A 15,968-nucleotide genomic window follows, 5' to 3' on the forward strand; every position below is an offset into this window, starting at 1 on the left:
GCATGAGGCGTTTTCCCGACAGCTTCCTGTTCGGTGTGGCCACCTCCGGTCATCAGACCGAGGGGGACAACACCAGCAGCGACACCTGGTTCCTGGAGAACGTCCAGCCGACGGTCTTCGCCGAACGCTCCGGCCGTGCCTGCAACAGCTGGATGCTATGGCGAGAGGACCTCGACCTGGTTGAGGCCATGCGACTGGGTGCCTTCCGGTTCTCGGTGGAGTGGGCCAGGGTCGAGCCACGGGAAGGCAGCTTCTCCAGCAAGGCGTTAGATCACTATGCGGCGATGGTCGACAGCTGTTCGCAGCGGGGTCTGGCTCCGGTCGTGACCGTCAACCACATGACCTGTCCACATTGGTTCGCCAAGCGTGGTGGCTGGCTGGATGCCGCCGCACCCGAGCTGTTCGCCCGGTACTGCGCCAAGGTGATGGACCACTTCGGTGACCGGATCGCCGCAGCCGTCACGCTCAACGAACCGAACCTGCCGCAGCTACTGTCCTGGGCGGACCTGCCAGCATCCGTCCGGGAATCGGAGCGGGCCATGCTGGAGGCGGCGAGCGCCGCCGCGGGCGTGCCTCGCTACCGCGTCAGCAACATCATGCTGCCGGAAGAACTTGACGCCATGCGGGACGGCATGACGGTGGGCCACCTCGTCGGACGGGCAGCGCTCAAGGCTAAGCGGCCCGACCTGCCCGTGGGCCTGTCCATCGCCATCGTGGACGACCGCGTGGCCGGCGACGACGCGACGCTGCGGGACCGCAAGCGAGCCGAGGTGTACGACCACTGGCTGCGGCTGGCACGCGAAGACGACTTCATCGGCATTCAGAACTACGAGAGCGCGCTCTACGACGCCGACGGGCTGTTGCCGCCACCGCAGGGGGCTATCCTCAACCAGTTGGGCTCGGCGATCGACGCGGATTCGCTTGGAGGCGCCGTGCGGTACGCACACGAGATCAGCGGCGTGCCGGTCTTCGTGACCGAACACGGCATCGGCACCGACGACGACGCCCTACGGGCGGCCTTCATCAAATCGTCGCTGGCCGGCCTGCTCGACGCGATCGACGACGGCGTACCGGTGCTCGGCTACTGTCACTGGACCCTGCTGGACAACTTCGAGTGGGCCGCTGGCTACGACACCATCCGCTTCGGGCTACACATGGTAGACAGGAAGACGTTCTCTCGTACCCCGAAACCGAGCACCAGCGGGTACGCCGCCATCGCGGCCAGCCGGAGCCTGAACTGAATCGCTGCCGCCGGCAACCGAGCGGGTGCACACCGCAGTCAGGCTTCGCACGCGTCCGTCCCTCGAGCGGTGGCCCACGCACTGATCTAGCCACACCGAGCGCATGGCAGCGTCCCCGCCAGGGTGGTGCAGGTGCCGTTGCGTGGGGCAGCCGGTCGTTCCGGCCCCGGCCACGATCTGTCCGGGACCTACGATGGTCTCGAAGATCATTCCTGAACGGCGACACGACGACGTGCCCACCGACGAAGTCCGCGTCGACGAGGCTCTGCGGCTGCTCTGCGGCGTGCCGGTCGAGCTCAACGCTGCCGTCAAGCGGCTCAGTCGGGGCAGCGGTGTCTACGCCTGGTGGGCTGCCCCGTCGGTCCTGCCCGATCTTCCCGGGCTGCCGAATGAGAACGTCCCGTCGTTACGGCTGCTGTATCTCGGACGGGCGACCAGCCTGCGGGGGCGGATCCTGCGCAACCATCTGAGGCGTTCGGGCAGCTCGACGCTGCGCCGTACCCTGGCCGGGCTTCTGGTGTCCGAGAGATACCGGACGACCTGGACCGACGGGGTCGTCCTGGTCTCCGAGGATGAGGCGCGGCTGACCACGTGGATGCACACACACCTGCGCTTGACGTGGGCGCAGGACCCGGAACCGGCGACCATCGAGACCGAACTTGTCCGGCGTATGCACCCGCCGCTGAACGTCCACGGCGTCGACCCCGAACATATCCAGCCGGCCGTTGTCGCCGCCAAGAACTCATACAACGCCAGCAGCCGCCCGGCCGATCCTCCGCCAACGCTGTAGCTGATTAGCCGAAGATGGTGCGTTGTTTCCGCCACCACCTCGAGTCTCACTGATGGCCACGGCTATCGCGGTATCGAGGACGCGGAGCCGGAGGGGCGGGTTATCAGTAGAGCTAGCAGGCCGGCGGAGCAGAGAGCCGCCCCGACGATGTATGCGGATCGATAGCCGAGGTGTTGGGCCAGGCCGAACAGAGGACCTGCCAGGATCGCGCCGATTGGGAAGGAGTTGGTGAACAGTGTCGTGGCGCGGCCCGGTTGTAGCGGCAGCATGTCCTGCATGTAGGTGATACCAAGCCCCGCCACAGCTGCGATGAAGACCGCGTTGAGGATCTGCGCGGCGGCCAGCACCCAGATCGTCGACGCGACCGCGGCTAACGCGTGGTACGCGACACCGCAGCAGGCGCCGGCGAGTACCAGCGCGCGGACCCGGATCCGGGTCGCTAGTATCCCGAGGCCGAGCATCAGCGGGATCTCCAGCGCGGCGCAGAGGCCGAGAATGAGGCCGGCGTCGGTCGCGTCGCCGCCCAGATCGGTGCTGATGAACAGCGGTAGTGCCTGCACGCATAGGGTCAACGGACACACGAGGATCGTGAACGCTGCCGCGGTGAGCAGCAGCGTTGACCGTGACGCTGCAGGGGTGCCGGCGAGGTCAGGAAGGGGCTCGTCGTCCGGGGAGTCGGTCGGCGCTGTTGGCGTGTCGAGTTTGTCCAGCCAGAAGATGGCCACGAGCGCGGCGGTCGCGTACATCGCCGCGGCTGTGCCGAAGATATAGGCGAAGCCGCCCGCATCCAGCAGGACAGCGGCCAGCGGCGGTCCAGCCACCCAGGCGAGGGAGAAGACCGTCCGCAGCGTGCTGATACCCATCGCGGGGTTGGAGCCCTTGTGGGCCAGCAGTTGGCGGGCGTAGGCGAAGGTCTGTGGAAACAGCGCTCCGGCCAGCGCTGTCGCGGTCGCGGTCAGCGCGAGCAGGAACCAATAGTCGCGTACAAATGCGGTCAGTCCCATGCCGATCAGGCCCGCGACGGATGTGCCGATCAACAGCCCTCGACGAATGGCCCGGCGGTCGGACAGCCGCCCGATCAGCGTCGACGCGATCACGCCGGCAAGCGGTGTGACGATCAGGAACACCGTCAGCTGGACTGGGTCGGCCCGCACAGCCGTGCTCAGGAACAGCGAACGGAACGGCTCGACCACCGCTGTAGAGATGCCGACGGCGAGAAAGACCAGAGCAAGGGGGAGTAGTTCACGGCCGATGTACCGCGGGTGCGGCACAACACCCACGGCCATGGGTCGCACAGTAACGCCGTTGACGCAGCGCGCCAACTTAGTCCCGCAGCCGCACCTTCGTGCTTCGACGAGCGCGCCTCAATGCCTGAACCCACCGGCACATCCGTGGCGACCGCAGATGTTCGAGTCGTACGTCGTCTCCGCTTGGTCTGCGGATTCGAGCCACGAGCCGAGCTGGTGGAGCAGAAATTCGGCATCCGCATCTGCCGCGGACCGGTCGTCGCTCTGCGGGGATCCTCAGACTGGGTTCGATCGGGCCGATGAGCGAGCATGGCCGAGCTGTGCGTCGACCGAGACCGCATCACGCGTGCCGGGCTGCGCAAGTCCGGCATATCAGTTTTCCGAGCGACGGGAACTGGGACAACACCCAGAGATCATCCGTTGGTAGCACCATCTCGGCACCTGGTGGCAGACACGGCGGCGCTGTTAGACCCGCCTGGACCGCGTGCGCCACCATCCGATTTCCATCCGGCAGGTTGAAGGTGAGGTTGCTGTAGTCATCCCGACCTGCGCCATCGTCGACCGTGCCGACGCGAATGGGATGGATGACCTCGTACCAAGTCACGAGATCAGGCTGGTCAATTGCCATCGCCGCCGACTTGGGCTCGACTTGGGAGGTGTTCAGCCACAGCCGAACATCACGAGCGTGCTGTACCTCATCCTCTGGTCGGTATAGCTCAACCACCAGCCAGGCGATACCCGGTGCCGCCTCTCGCACGGCATCTGCCTCCGCTCCGTCAGGGCAACACACGACCAACACCTGCCCTGACTCCGATGCTGCCGCATCGACCGGTACATACCGCTGATCGAGCTCCCGCAGTGCTTCGGCCGCGGCGTCAACTCCATAGCCGTAGAGGATCACGCCTCGCTGCTCGTTACTCACCCACCAGTCTCCGGCAACAGGCGGGCCCGAAAAGAGCGGATCAATGGGACCACTCCGCCATGCACGGATCTGCCGCGCTGAGGGCTCGCAGGTACGGCGAATCTCGTCGGCTTCGGTGAAGGTGGGCATGACGGGCGTCGCCTGTCAGTAGACGTACTGATCGCAGTCGAGCCACAGATGAAGGGTGGCCAGTCGCCGTATCGTCCCCACGGTGAGGTGGAGAGCGGGAGTCGTCACCAGGACATCGCCGGCCCCGTCTTGTCCGGAGTGCATTTCGATCACGACGTTGACGCCCGCCTGGAGTGCCAGCATCTGCCGGGCGCGCGCAAGCCCTTCGGCGTGAGGCTCGATTACATCGAGTAACTCCGTGAGAAGGAGTTCGGTGTCGTACTCATCCCGCTGCGGCACGTCGACGTACCAGCCGCTCGACCTGTGAATGCGCTGGCCCATGGCTTCGCCGCGCCGGTGGACCCGCGTGGGTTCGAGCCCGACCAGCTGCGTGACGTGTGCCGGATCGAAGTCCAACCCATCAGCATCCTGCGCCGGCGCCACCTTCAGGTAGGCGCGTTGAACGCACCTGATCACTGCAGGTCCGGCTGCACCCTGGTCTTCGTCGCTGTCCACGATCTGAAGATCGTAGGACTTCTGGCATGCTTCGACGATCTGGGCGTTGCTCATTCCGGCAGCGCCGATGAAGACATCCGCTATGCCGCCGATGGTGCGCGCGGAGGGCGGCTCAGTCGAACCAGTTGAACAGCAGGTCGCCGAGCCGGCTCGGCTGGTGGTAGGCGACATCCCGGCGTTCTTCTTCGGTCAGAAGATGCAGGTGCCGCTCGCGGAGCGGCTGATTCAGCTCTGCCCTGGTGGCGACCCGTAGCCCTGCGCGGCGGTACATGTCCTCGCCGGGGACGTCAACGAGCACCGCGTTGATCATGTGGGGGTCTTGCTGTTCGGCTGCAGCGACCAGGAAGACCGCGGCGTTGAACAGGATGCTCAACGGCTTGGCATCACGCATCCGCACACCGACCCGGTAGTGGTTTCGGCCGACCGTCGGCTCCTCGACCGACGTCGTGACCACACCGTGCAGTGCCCTGGCGCTGTCGTACACCATGGCTAGCCAGGTGGCACCGGCCACCGGATCCAGGTGCGGCCGGGTCACTCCCGCCTGCAGCAGATGGATGATCTCCACGCACAGATCATCCGATATTCCGCACGTTGTCGGGCAACCTGTCGGAGCACGCTCGTACCGAGGGGACTGCGCCAGCCTCCACCCCTGCCGCACCGACAGCTGGGCTGCTGTACTGGCTGCTGTACTGCCGGGAAGGTCAGCGGTCGGGACTATCGTGCCTGGCGTTTCGGGGGCAGCAGAGTACTTCGGTCTCCCTTGTGGCCTTCGTTGCGTCCGGCGGTAGCGGGGGCGGGGACAGCGAGGGCGTCTATCAGATGGCGGGGCAACTGGCGGTGATCAATGCGGGGCCGGCACCGGTCACTGCCAGTGCGGCTACCGGTCAGCTGCCGGGTATCCGGGTCCGGGGTACCGGACAGTCTCGGCTGCTGCGTCCCGGCGGCACCGGCTGGATTGACGTCGAGGTGAACATCGACTGCTCGATCCCGTTCGACAGCGAGCCGTTGTCGATGCGATTTGCGGTAGAGACCGCTGACGGGAGGGTCAGGGAGGTCAGCTACCCCGTCGCCGTGATCGGCAGCGCCTGGCACCGCGAGGTCGAGCGGCCCTGTGCGCACCTTGCTGGCCTGGTGAAGGATGACGGTTAAGGGGCAGCCGCAGACGTATCAGTGACCGGGGGCCAGCACCGCTTGCGGGTTCTGCCTGAGATCGGACACCCGGGACATGCCGCGAAGCGCTCGTCTGCGAGGGTGACGTCGGCGTTGTCAGTGCCGGTTTGGGACTATGCAGAAGGGGTGCCCGGCCGGGTCGGTGAGTACCCGGAACCGGTCTCCGCCCGGCTGGTGCTCGGGCTTGGCCGCACCCAGTGCCAGCAGCATGGCCTCCGCTGCGTCGAGGTCCTCGACTGCGAAGTCGAGGTGTAGTTGCTGAGGCGCGCTCTGTGCCGGCCAGCGTGGCGGCTGGTACTCGTTGACTCGCTGAAAGCCGATGAACAGCCCGTCTTCCCGGGTCAGCCCGGCGAACTCGTCGTCGGACTTGGGGTGCAATGCGAGTCCGGTGGCCCGCTGGTAGAACGCGGCCAACTCCAAAGGGTCGGCGCAGTCAAGCGTGATCGCCGCGAGGGTCAGCGTCGAGCGCACGGCCCGCTCCTTCATGAGATGTGTGAGCCAGCCCGACACCCTCTTCCACAGATCGCGCGACTCGCGCTGCGCTCGGCACGGCCGTTCGCGCAGTCTGCGATCTGCAGTGTGGGCTCAGGTTTCCGCTCCGGATGTGGCGCGGTAGGTAGGTGACGGCGGTCCCTGCCAGACTGCCGATGGTCAGGGCGAGGGCCAGTGGGAGGAAGAGATCCCACGGTGCGGGCAGCCACCGATCTATGAGGATGCCAGCTACCAGGCAACCGGCGGTGGTGATCGTTAGGGCGAGCGCTGCAAGCAGCCGATATCCCCGGCGGATCCGAGGCATTCCGAAGGCGCCGAAAGCGGCCACGCCGACAGCGGGGTCATCCCACCCGATGACAACGGCCGCCAAGACGACCACCACGCCGACGAGGACGCCGACCAGCGAGGAGAAGGCGGCAGCTCGCAACGCCGCAATGAGCGGCGGATCGGGAATACCCGACTCGCCGGTGAAGACGAGGTGCCCGGCTCGGCTGTACACCCAGTCAGGCACCAGCGTGGTCACACGGGGTCGGCCTGGCCGCCCAAGCCCATCGGCTGTCACGGTACCAAGTGTGAAACGGCGATCAACTGATGTCGACCCGCCGACGAACCCCCGCCAACGACGAGCCCCAGGAAACGTCCGCTTCTGCCGCGAGCCGCGCGGACGTAGCCGAGAACAGTGCGTCTGACCTTGGAGCAGTCGGAGGGATGATGAGTCGGTACATCCGTCAGCGGATCTTCACTCGATGGAGGCGGCATGCACACGCGACCGTCCGGATCCTGGAGCATGCAAATCAGCAGGTGGACTCAGCAGCACGACTGGCCATTATGGATCAGGACGGCCGAGCGGATCGATGTGTCGGCCGGGGGCGTGGTGCCCGGCCCGCTCGACATCGCCCCGCTCCCGGCGCCGGCCCTCGCCTCGGCAGCGCCGCTGGCTGAGGGCTGGCTGGGCTGGTGGCGGGCGGTGCTGGACCTGCCCCGCCCGGCGGACCGGGTCGACCTGGCCCGTTACACGGAACTCGGACCGCCCGACTTCGCCGGCCTGACCGCCTGGCCGGCGCTGCACGAGGTCGTCGTGCGGCGCTGGTCCGAAGCCGAGGACTGGCACCGCACGCGGAGCCGAGCGGGCATGCTCGCGCACCCGCCCGGCACTGCCGACCACAGCACGTTCGTCGGCGAGATTGAGCGTGCCCTCGGCCGGCGGTCGGCACCGTTCAAGCTGGAGTTCATCCTGCTGCCGGTCCGCGACGACAAGGTCCGCCCGATCGACGAGACCCGGTTCCTGGTACCCGAGCGCCTCTACGACAGCCCGGCCTGGTTCGACTGGCTCCGCCCCGTCGTTACCCGCCTGATGGCCGGCTCGTGATCGAAATGCTCCTTGCCGTGCTTCCTGAGACTCGATGATCATCACCTTCGTCGGCGCTACGGCATGCGCGGGCCGTGTTCGGTGCACATCTGGCCGCACACCGCGCTGCATCGTGTGCCCAGAGGTGCTGCAGCGCGGCCTGGCGGTCGGCGGGGTTCCCGGGACGGGAGGATATGAGGGGCGTGGAGTGCCCTGGCGTGGTCTGGCTCATTCGCCGCGCCGTACGAAGCCGGCCACCGAGGCCGGTAGCTCATCCTGCGGCATGTCCTCGCAGCCGGGACGGACGAAGTCCAACAAGAGCACGACGCGGTCGCCGGTGCCGTAGTTCCACGCCTCATGCGTGACGGTGTCGTCGAAGACGAAGGTTTCACCCTCGCGCCACTGTCGAGTCTCGTCGCCCACTCGCAGCGCACAGTCCTGCGGCACAACGAGCCCGAGATGCGCGCGGTAAACGGTGGTAACCCATCCCTGATGTGGCTTGATTTGGGTGCCAGGAGCCATCCGAGAAAACCCAGCAGTCGTCAGGTGAGGAACCTTCGTCAACGCGGAGGCGGTATCCGGGCATGCCGCGAGCGCCTCCTCGATCCGATCCCCGAAGGCGACAAGTCCATAGACACTCCAGCCCTGGCCGTACATCTCGCGCTGGACCCACGGCTGGTAGGCATCAAGCGGGAGAGCAAGGCACTCATCCCGCATGGCATCCCACCGTGCCCGCAGGTCGGCCAGGAAGGGGAACTGCCGCTGGTCTACGAACATGAGAAACCATCATGCGCCAACGTCGGGTGGTATGGGCTAGGACGCCACTCCGTGGGCGCGAAACTTCGGTGGGCCAATGTTCGGACCTCCACAGGTAGGCGCACGCTCGTGCCGCCGTCCGAGTGTGGCCTGGCCAAATATCAATGGCTCCGGGGCGGCATGGCGCGGTAATCGGCTTCCATCGTGGCCGACGTCGGGTTCGCCGAGATTGTTCGGCAACTGACCGAGGCAGCCCAGGCAGACGCGAAGCCAGTCCGGACGAGGTCGCGCAGCACCCGCTCCGACGCGGCGGCCCGCCAGATCGGTCAGTGCTCGCCGTCTCCCACCTCCCGCCAGGCAACCAGACGCTCGGCCATGGGCCCAGTGCCGGCACCCTCGGGCGACATACCGAAGTGACCGCCGATCTCCTCGTCGAGGTACTCCCGAATCTCGTTACTGTCCGCTCCACCGGCCAGCCTCGTCAACAGCGGCGAGAGCATGCAGTCGTACTCGTCGACGTTGGTCTCCGGATCGAAGACACCGATGAAATCCCACTCGTTGAGCAATCGTCGCAACTCGTCCGCCCGCTCGTACATGCGGCGATGATCGCATGTCGGACGGCCACACAGCCCGCCGTCGACCAGCAGAGCGCGTGCACTCCTTTGCCGCCTTGAGCGCAGGTGCGGTCGGTTCACCCGTCGCCGTCGGTAGCTGAGTCTGGCTGGCGCGGACGTTGTGCTATGCCGAATTTCGTGCGCCGCCTGGCCTGGCGCTCACCGCCGGTATTTGGCCCCGCGTGGCTGCTAGCCTCCCTGGCCTATGACCCGACGATTCGGTGACCGAGCGACGTTCGCGGTGGAGATCGGCGCGATGAGCCCGCCCGCACTCCGCGTCGTCGACGTTTGGGCGGCTGACAGACGGCTGACCACTGACGACAACATGGTTTACGTTCCGTCCTTCTCGGCGTACATGTGGTCGGACGCGGACCGGGTTCGTCGGCGCGACGTCAGTCCCTGCCCGTTCCACGACCGAGCGCCGGAAGAGATCTTTCATCTTTTACACGGGAACGAGACCGGCCTTCGGGAGCACTTCTGGTTCCTGCAGTGGAGCGAGACCCTTGACAATGTGTCGGCGTACGCCTATCTGGACGATGAACTAGTGATCCTTTTTCAGTTCTGGCGGGCGAGGCATCCCTTGCCGGATGACTTGGGCAAGGTCTTGGTCGCGACGATCCCACCGGACGAGTTCGTGGCCATCGTCAGGGAAGCAGTCGATCTGTTGGACGCCGGCTCGTCGGCAGGCGATCTTCACAAGGACAGCTACCCCTAAGAGCTCCTAACGAAATGATGTTGGGCGTGTCCTTGGGACGTGAGGGTCGTTCTGTCTGAACGTGAGGAGGGGTGAGCAGCTGCCGTGGATCGTCTCGGACGATCTGTGGGCCGAGACCGCGCCGCTGCTGCCGCCCCGAGCACCCCGCCGGCGCCGCTACCCGGGCCGCAAGCCCTTCGACGATCGAAAAGTGTTGTGCGGGATCCTGTTCGTCCTCTACACCGCGATTCCGTGGGAGTACCTGCCTCAAGAGCTCGGCTTCGGGTCGGGGATGACCTGCTGGCGCCGGTTGCGGGACTGGAACGACGCCGGGGTGTGGCAACGACTGCACGAGGTGCTACTCGGCAGACTCCGCGCCGCCGGGCAGCTGGACATGTCCCGGGCGGTGATCGACGGCTCCCACGTCCGGGCGCTCAAGGGCGGCCCAAAACCGGTCCGAGCCCGGTCGACCGCCGCAAGCCAGGCTCGAAACACCACGTCATCACCGACGCGGGCGGCATCCCCCTCGCCACAGCGCTGACCGGCGGCAACCGCCACGACGTCACCCAACTGCTGCCCCTGGTCGACAAGGTCCCCGGATCACAGGCACTCGCGGCAGGCCCCGGCAACGACCCGAACGCATCTACGCCGACCGCGGCTACGACTACGACTGCTACCGCCGCGACCTACGCGCCAAGGGCATCACCCCCGTCATCGCCCGACGCGGCACCGGCCACGGGACAGGACTGGGCACCCGACGCTGGGTCGTCGAACAGACCATCGCCCTGCTGCACTGGTTCCGCCGCCTGCGCATCCGCTGGGAGATCCGCGACGACATCCACGAAGCATTCATGACCCTCGCCTGCGCCATCATCTGCTGGCGCCGACTCCAACACTCAAAGAGTCAGGACCTCTTAGAGAACGCGATCTGCAGCCATCACCGATCTACACCCGCAGACTCGGGTGCCTGAGCATCCTCGGGTTCGGCAGACGGGCGGGGAGCGAGCCACGGCGGGCAGAAGGACCGATATACCGAAGGGGACGGTCACCGACACGACGCAACGCGCGGTCGGCGACATGAGCGTGCACGGCGACGGATCCTCATCCGCTGGTCGATGTGTGTCGGCTCCCATCGAAACGCGTAGTCATTCGGAGGGACCAGCCCCACGAGCGGACTTTCCTCTCATCCGAGGATCTCAACCTGCTTGGGTGAGTGATTAGCATCAGAATGTGGATCCGTTCAATCCCGAACTTCGAGTCTGCGACGAGTTGGACGACCTGAGCGACATTGCGGCCCAGGAGGGCCTCGCCGAGCGGCTCGACGCGCTAATTGCTCGGGCACGCTTGGGCGAGGACGTCGGCGCGGCACTGCGCAAAGTGCTGCGGTCGCTGGGGCTGCCGGTCGCCGGGCGGCCGCGCTCCGACCCGTTCGGCCCGCTATTCCAAGGGACTTGGCCCGGCGAGCGGCTGCCGAGCACGGACATCTACGTCTGCCCGCTCGGGTTGTGCAGCTACGCGTGGGTGCGCCGGCCAGGCATGGCCGTGCCTGACTGCCTGCTGAACCAGATGCCGCTACAGCCCGAGGACGGCTGAGGTGCAGACGTTCCTGTCGGAGCTAGGCAAAAAGCTCGCCGAGCGGTGGCTCCTGACGCTCGCGGTACCGGGCTTGCTGTACTGTGCCGCCGCGGTCGCCGCCCACTCGCTCGGGCATCATCCGCGCACGGTGACCACGACACTTCGGCTGGAGCTCGCCAGCTTGTCCGCCTCAGCCCGCCGGGACCCACTGCTCGCGGTCCTGACTGTGCTGCTGTCGGCGGCGGCCGCCGCGCTGCTTGCCTCGGCGTGTGCCGGGGCCGTGCGCTGGCTGTGGAGCGGCGACTGGCCGGCGCCGCTCGCCGCGCTCGGGCGACCGCTGCGCGAACGCCGGGCCGAGCGGTGGGAGCGCCGCCACGGTGAGTACGAGGCAGCCGTGCGCGCCGAGCGGCTCGGCACGGCCCGCGCGCCGGGGGGTTCAGCGCTGCCTGCGGCCGAGCTGGCCCGCCGCCGCAACCGGGTGGGCCTGGTACCGCCGAGCCGCCCCACGTGGATCGGCGATCGAATCGCCGCGGTGCAAGCGCTCGTCATGGCGGAGTACGGCGTGGATCTCGCCGTCGCCTGGCCGCGGCTATGGCTGCTGGTTCCGGCCGAGCAGCGCACGGAGGTGCGCACCGTGTGGTCGGCGTTTGCGGGCGCAGCGACGCTGCTGGCCTGGGGTGTGCTGTACACGGTCCTCGGCCTGCTGAGCTGGCCGTTCGCCATCCTTGGCGTTGTCGTCGCGCTACATGGCTGGCGCCGCGGCCGGCAAGCTGCCGCGGCCTACGGCGACCTCGTCGAGTCAATCGCCGACCTGCACCTGCCCAAGCTGGCAGAGGCGATGGGCATGCCGACCGGCATCTCGGAAACCCGCGCCGGCCATCGACTCAACCGCATGCTCCACAAGGGGACCTAAGGCACCGGGCAGCTTCACGGACCGAAGTGCACGTGCGCGGCCCACAACCCGGGCGTGCGCTGGTACGAGGCCCGCAGCCGGCGGATCGCGTCATGCAACGCAAACGGCACGGCGTCGAGGCGGCGCCCGGCCGCGGCGAGGCGTTCATAGACGTCGTCAGCGATCTGGGCGGCGAGGGCGTCGACGATTCGCCACAGCGAACCGATCACGTGGCGATACCCGGAAGCCTGAAACATCGCCGCCAGCTGCTGCGCCTCGTCGATGCTGGCAACGCCGCCTTGCGCGGAGTCGCACGAGGAGAGAAACGCGAACGACTTCGCCCCCAGCCGCAGCTGCCACAGGTCGCCCAGTCGTAGAGGGCCATCGTACAGCTGCAGGCGGCTGCGGGCCGGCTCGACGACGTCGGCGTACCCGTGGCAGGCGAAGTGCGCCCACTCGTGCTCGCGCAGGGCTGACAGGACCGCACCGGTGGTTGCGTCTGGCCCGATGAACAGCGACGCTTCCGGAAAGCGTGCCGAGATCGCGGCCGCCTCCGCCGCGGCGCCCGGCAGCGGCGCGTGGCTTGGCGACGCGGGGACGGCGATCACGGCGCCGCCGCCGGACATGGTGCCGCCGACGTGGTGGCGGGCGCGGCGCAGCCCGGCGAGGGTCGAGGCGTATGAGGACACCACCCGGTCAAGGACTGCGGTCCCGCCGTCGCCCGGGCGGCCCGCCGCATGGAGAGGGAAGAACTCCAGCAACCCCGTCGGCATCCACCACATCCGCGGCCAGGGCTGGCCCTCGCCCGGCGGGCCGGTGAAACCGAGCGCGCGAAGGACCGGCTCGGCGACCGCTTCCCACAGCCACTCCAGCATCTCCTCGACCACCTGTTCGCGGGCTCGCATCCGCTTGAGCGGCGCCGTCTTGCCAATGTCGTCCACGGTGCCGACGAAGTCCGGCAGGCGCTGCTGGACGGAGTCCAGCGAAAGCCCGGGCAGCGGTACCGCGATCAGCCCACCACAGGTCAGGAGCAGGGCGTCGCAGCGGTATCGACTGAGGTTCACGACGGCGATCGGCCCGTCTCCGGCGAGGGCGACCAGCTCATCGCAGGTCGAAGGCAGCTGGAAGCGCTCCAGATGCGGCCGGGTCCGGGCCTCGGCCATGAGGGCGGTCCATCGGTCTCGCCAGGCCCGGAACTCGGCCGGATCTGCGCCGCTGCCCAGCCCCTCGTCGTGGGCGCCCTCCAGCGTCTCAATGTCAGTCCGGAGCCGCTCGAACGCATCGACAAGGTCAGGCGCGTAGGTGGCCAACCGCGCGAGATCGTCGCGCAGCTCCAGCGCCTGCCCGATCAGCACCCCGCGGCCGGCCTCGATCAGCTCCAGCGCGAGCTCCGGCTCGCCGCTGTTGAGCGCGCAGGCGGCGGCGTCGGCGGCCACGCTGTACGAATGCCGGGCGAGGACCGCCGCACGGTCGCTGCGTCGCAGCTCCCGCGCGGTGAGCAGCGGGAACTGACGCACCGCCAACGCCAGGGCCGTCGTGGCCTCCGCCCACAGCTGGTGATCGGCGGCGCCGCGGCCCCACAGCGATGCCGCCTCAATGGCTGTCGTCGGCGCGGCGCCCGGGTCCTGCGCCGCCACCCGGCACAGGTCCAGCGCCTCCCGCAGGCTTGTGGCATCGTCCGTAGCCGCCTGCTCCAGCTGCAGCTCGGCCAGCAGTAGCCGGACCTTGAGATTCGCCTGGAACAGGCGCCCGGCAGCCGATCGGGCCAGCTTCAGCGCCTCGTCCAGCACGGCCGGGTCGTGCCCGGACCGGTACTGCGACAGCAGCGCGCTGGCAAGGTTACCCTCGGCGAGGCTGCGGTCCGGCTGGTCCTCGCGGGTGACGGCAATGGCCTCGCGCAGCCTCTCGATGCCCTCGGCGCGCTCTGCGTCGTCCCCGAGCAGCAGCACAGATGCCACATTGGCCAGATACCGGCCGCGCTTGATGTGATTTGTTGGCAGCACGGCCAGCGCTGCCCGGTACGCCTCGATGGCCCGGGCTCGGGCGCCCGGCCACCGCCAATGGGCCGCGATTGTGTACGCCAAGCCGAGGTTCACCAGATGGCTCGCGCGGAACGAGTCATCGGGAGCGGTCTCCTCGTTGGCGCGGGTTAGTCCGGTGATGGCCTCGCGCAGTGCCTGCCCGTCGCCGGTGCGCTCAGCCCACAGCACCAGGGCGTGACCGAGCCTGCCGAGGTACCGCGGCCGGTACGGATCGTCGACGCCCAAGTCGTAGGCAGCTCGCAGCTCGACGACGGCCTCGTCGAGCAACTCGGCGCGCGGCGCCTGCTCGTACTGCTCTCGCAACCGCATGCCCAGATTGCTGTGGTGACGCGGCGTCGGCTCCAGGTCGACGGCCCGGCGTGCCGCCTCGACGGCCTCGGCGCCGAGGCGCGCGTCCCCGACCTGCTGGTTGAGATCGCTGACCGCGTTCGCCAGGTCGTGGTAGACGCTGGCGGACGGTCGCCCGGCCGATTCGAGGTCTGCAGCCATCCGCTGCAGGATGTCCACGGCCTCGATGAGGTCCTCGCGGCGACCCGTTAGCGTCGAGTACACCGACAGGCCCATCGCATATATCAGCGCCAGCTCGCCGTCCGCCTCACCGGTGGAGGCCCCGATGCCGCGCAAAATCTCCAGGGCCTCGGCGACTAGTTCCTCCGAGTTCAGCCGATTACCGAGGTCGCCGAGCAGGCCCGCGAGCTGCACACGGAGAGTCCGTTCGTACGGGTGCCCGTCCGGCAGGGCGTCCAGTGCGGCCCGGTGTGCGGCGATGGCCTCGGTGTAGTCGGCCACCGTCGACGCCCGGTCTATCCCGTCGGCGAGGCAGACCGCCAACAGGAGCAGGGCGACGGCGTGCGTGTCCGCCGGGGCCGGCGCCGCCACCGCGCGGCGCGCGAGGTCGACCGCCCGGTCGAGCGCCGCCTGGGGATCCTGATCGGCGTGGAAGAGCTGCCGCTGGAACGAGCCCATGTTGATCAGGTGCTGCGCACGACTCCGATGGTCGTTTGTGGAGCGGCTCTCCACCTGGCGGTAGGCCACCCGGCCGGCCGCCAACGCGTCCGGCTGGTCGAAGTCGCCTGCGATTAGGTCCGCTAGCCGTCCGTTCCACATCTCTACGAGCTCGACGATGCCATTGCCCACCACCACATGCGTGCCGCGATGGACGCCGCGGACCAGCGGACGCAGCATATCCGGGTGCTTGTCGGACAGCGGACGCAGCAACTCGATCCCGGCGAGCAGCTCCGGGTTGGGCGCGTCGGCCAGGTCGACGTCGGCGCCACGCCGAGCCTTGCGCGCATGAGCCGCAGTTGACCGGCTACGTATCGGGCGGCCGGCTCCCACGGCTGGCCGGGCATCGCCTCGATCAGGGAAGCCAGGCCAGCGGTGACGTCGTCACGGAGTACCGCTTCGGGATCGCTGTCGACGTTCTCCAGGACCGCTGCTAAGGGACGTCTCGTAACTCCGTCGGTCGTCCATGATGGATCATGTCGGGGTGCAGGTGATCTCGGTAGCCCGCCAGGAGTGGATTTTCCCGTTCACCGGGTTGCAGCCCGTGCAGTTCCGC

General features: G+C 67.9%; 15 protein-coding genes and 1 pseudogene. 8 read left to right on the forward strand and 8 right to left on the reverse strand.

The window, feature by feature from the left end; translation table 11 throughout:
• Positions 1-2 precede the first annotated feature (2 nt).
• Both ACFY2A_RS29575 and ACFY2A_RS29580 read left to right on the forward strand, forming a co-directional pair.
• Positions 3-1,241, forward strand: a complete 1,239-nt coding sequence (locus ACFY2A_RS29575) for a family 1 glycosylhydrolase (RefSeq protein WP_387176495.1) — start codon at positions 3-5, stop codon at positions 1,239-1,241.
• Positions 1,242-1,434: 193 nt separating this feature from the next.
• Complete coding sequence (locus ACFY2A_RS29580; RefSeq protein WP_387176497.1) at positions 1,435-2,031, forward strand: GIY-YIG nuclease family protein; 597 nt, start codon at positions 1,435-1,437, stop codon at positions 2,029-2,031.
• Between the two features lie 62 nt (positions 2,032-2,093).
• Here the strand turns inward: ACFY2A_RS29580 and ACFY2A_RS29585 are convergent, their stop codons facing one another.
• The 4 genes from ACFY2A_RS29585 to ACFY2A_RS29600 form a co-directional block, all read right to left on the reverse strand.
• Entirely contained in the window at positions 2,094-3,317 is a 1,224-nt protein-coding gene (locus ACFY2A_RS29585; protein ID WP_387176499.1) for a sugar efflux transporter, read from the reverse strand.
• A gap of 301 nt (positions 3,318-3,618) precedes the next feature.
• On the reverse strand, positions 3,619-4,329 hold the full coding sequence (locus tag ACFY2A_RS29590; RefSeq protein WP_387176501.1) for a hypothetical protein: 711 nt from the start codon (positions 4,327-4,329) through the stop codon (positions 3,619-3,621).
• 15 nt (positions 4,330-4,344) lie between these two features.
• Positions 4,345-4,878 carry a DUF4279 domain-containing protein gene (locus ACFY2A_RS29595; protein WP_387176503.1) on the reverse strand — a complete coding sequence of 178 codons (534 nt, stop codon included), beginning with the start codon at positions 4,876-4,878 and terminating at the stop codon, positions 4,345-4,347.
• A gap of 58 nt (positions 4,879-4,936) precedes the next feature.
• Positions 4,937-5,389 carry a hypothetical protein gene (locus tag ACFY2A_RS29600; protein ID WP_387176505.1) on the reverse strand — a complete coding sequence of 151 codons (453 nt, stop codon included), beginning with the start codon at positions 5,387-5,389 and terminating at the stop codon, positions 4,937-4,939.
• 26 nt (positions 5,390-5,415) lie between these two features.
• On the opposite strand from ACFY2A_RS29600, the gene ACFY2A_RS29605 reads away from it, so the two are divergent.
• On the forward strand, positions 5,416-5,973 hold the full coding sequence (locus ACFY2A_RS29605; RefSeq protein WP_387176507.1) for a hypothetical protein: 558 nt from the start codon (positions 5,416-5,418) through the stop codon (positions 5,971-5,973).
• A 117-nt stretch (positions 5,974-6,090) separates the two neighbouring features.
• Here ACFY2A_RS29605 and ACFY2A_RS29610 read toward each other — a convergent pair whose 3' ends face one another.
• Positions 6,091-6,465, reverse strand: a complete 375-nt coding sequence (locus tag ACFY2A_RS29610; RefSeq protein ID WP_387176509.1) for a VOC family protein — start codon at positions 6,463-6,465, stop codon at positions 6,091-6,093.
• A gap of 778 nt (positions 6,466-7,243) precedes the next feature.
• Between ACFY2A_RS29610 and ACFY2A_RS29615 the strand changes: the two genes are divergently transcribed.
• Positions 7,244-7,855 carry a hypothetical protein gene (locus tag ACFY2A_RS29615; protein WP_387176511.1) on the forward strand — a complete coding sequence of 204 codons (612 nt, stop codon included), beginning with the start codon at positions 7,244-7,246 and terminating at the stop codon, positions 7,853-7,855.
• A gap of 207 nt (positions 7,856-8,062) precedes the next feature.
• Here ACFY2A_RS29615 and ACFY2A_RS29620 read toward each other — a convergent pair whose 3' ends face one another.
• Both ACFY2A_RS29620 and ACFY2A_RS29625 read right to left on the reverse strand, forming a co-directional pair.
• Entirely contained in the window at positions 8,063-8,611 is a 549-nt protein-coding gene (locus tag ACFY2A_RS29620; protein ID WP_387176513.1) for an aspartyl/asparaginyl beta-hydroxylase domain-containing protein, read from the reverse strand.
• 305 nt (positions 8,612-8,916) lie between these two features.
• Positions 8,917-9,186, reverse strand: coding sequence for a hypothetical protein (locus ACFY2A_RS29625; protein WP_387176515.1), 270 nt, complete (start codon positions 9,184-9,186; stop codon positions 8,917-8,919).
• A 223-nt stretch (positions 9,187-9,409) separates the two neighbouring features.
• Here ACFY2A_RS29625 and ACFY2A_RS29630 point away from each other — a divergent pair, with 223 nt between their 5' ends.
• The 4 genes and pseudogenes from ACFY2A_RS29630 to ACFY2A_RS29645 all read left to right on the forward strand — a co-directional run bounded on the left by ACFY2A_RS29630 (position 9,410) and on the right by ACFY2A_RS29645 (position 12,386).
• Positions 9,410-9,919 (forward strand): hypothetical protein, encoded by a 510-nt coding sequence (locus ACFY2A_RS29630; RefSeq protein WP_387176517.1) that lies wholly within the window; start codon positions 9,410-9,412, stop codon positions 9,917-9,919.
• 79 nt (positions 9,920-9,998) lie between these two features.
• Positions 9,999-10,791: pseudogene (locus ACFY2A_RS29635) on the forward strand (IS5 family transposase); the annotation flags it as partial.
• A 337-nt stretch (positions 10,792-11,128) separates the two neighbouring features.
• Positions 11,129-11,491, forward strand: a complete 363-nt coding sequence (locus ACFY2A_RS29640) for a hypothetical protein (RefSeq protein WP_387176519.1) — start codon at positions 11,129-11,131, stop codon at positions 11,489-11,491.
• A gap of 1 nt (position 11,492) precedes the next feature.
• Positions 11,493-12,386: a hypothetical protein gene (locus ACFY2A_RS29645; protein WP_387176521.1), complete on the forward strand. Its 894-nt coding sequence runs from the start codon at positions 11,493-11,495 to the stop codon at positions 12,384-12,386.
• A 14-nt stretch (positions 12,387-12,400) separates the two neighbouring features.
• On the opposite strand, the gene ACFY2A_RS29650 is transcribed toward ACFY2A_RS29645, so the two are convergent.
• Positions 12,401-15,745, reverse strand: a complete 3,345-nt coding sequence (locus ACFY2A_RS29650; RefSeq protein WP_387176523.1) for a CHAT domain-containing protein — start codon at positions 15,743-15,745, stop codon at positions 12,401-12,403.
• Positions 15,746-15,968 lie beyond the last annotated feature (223 nt).

Origin of the sequence: Micromonospora sp. NPDC000442 (assembly GCF_042898635.1) — a bacterium.
Classification (GTDB): Bacteria; Actinomycetota; Actinomycetes; order Mycobacteriales; family Micromonosporaceae; genus Micromonospora.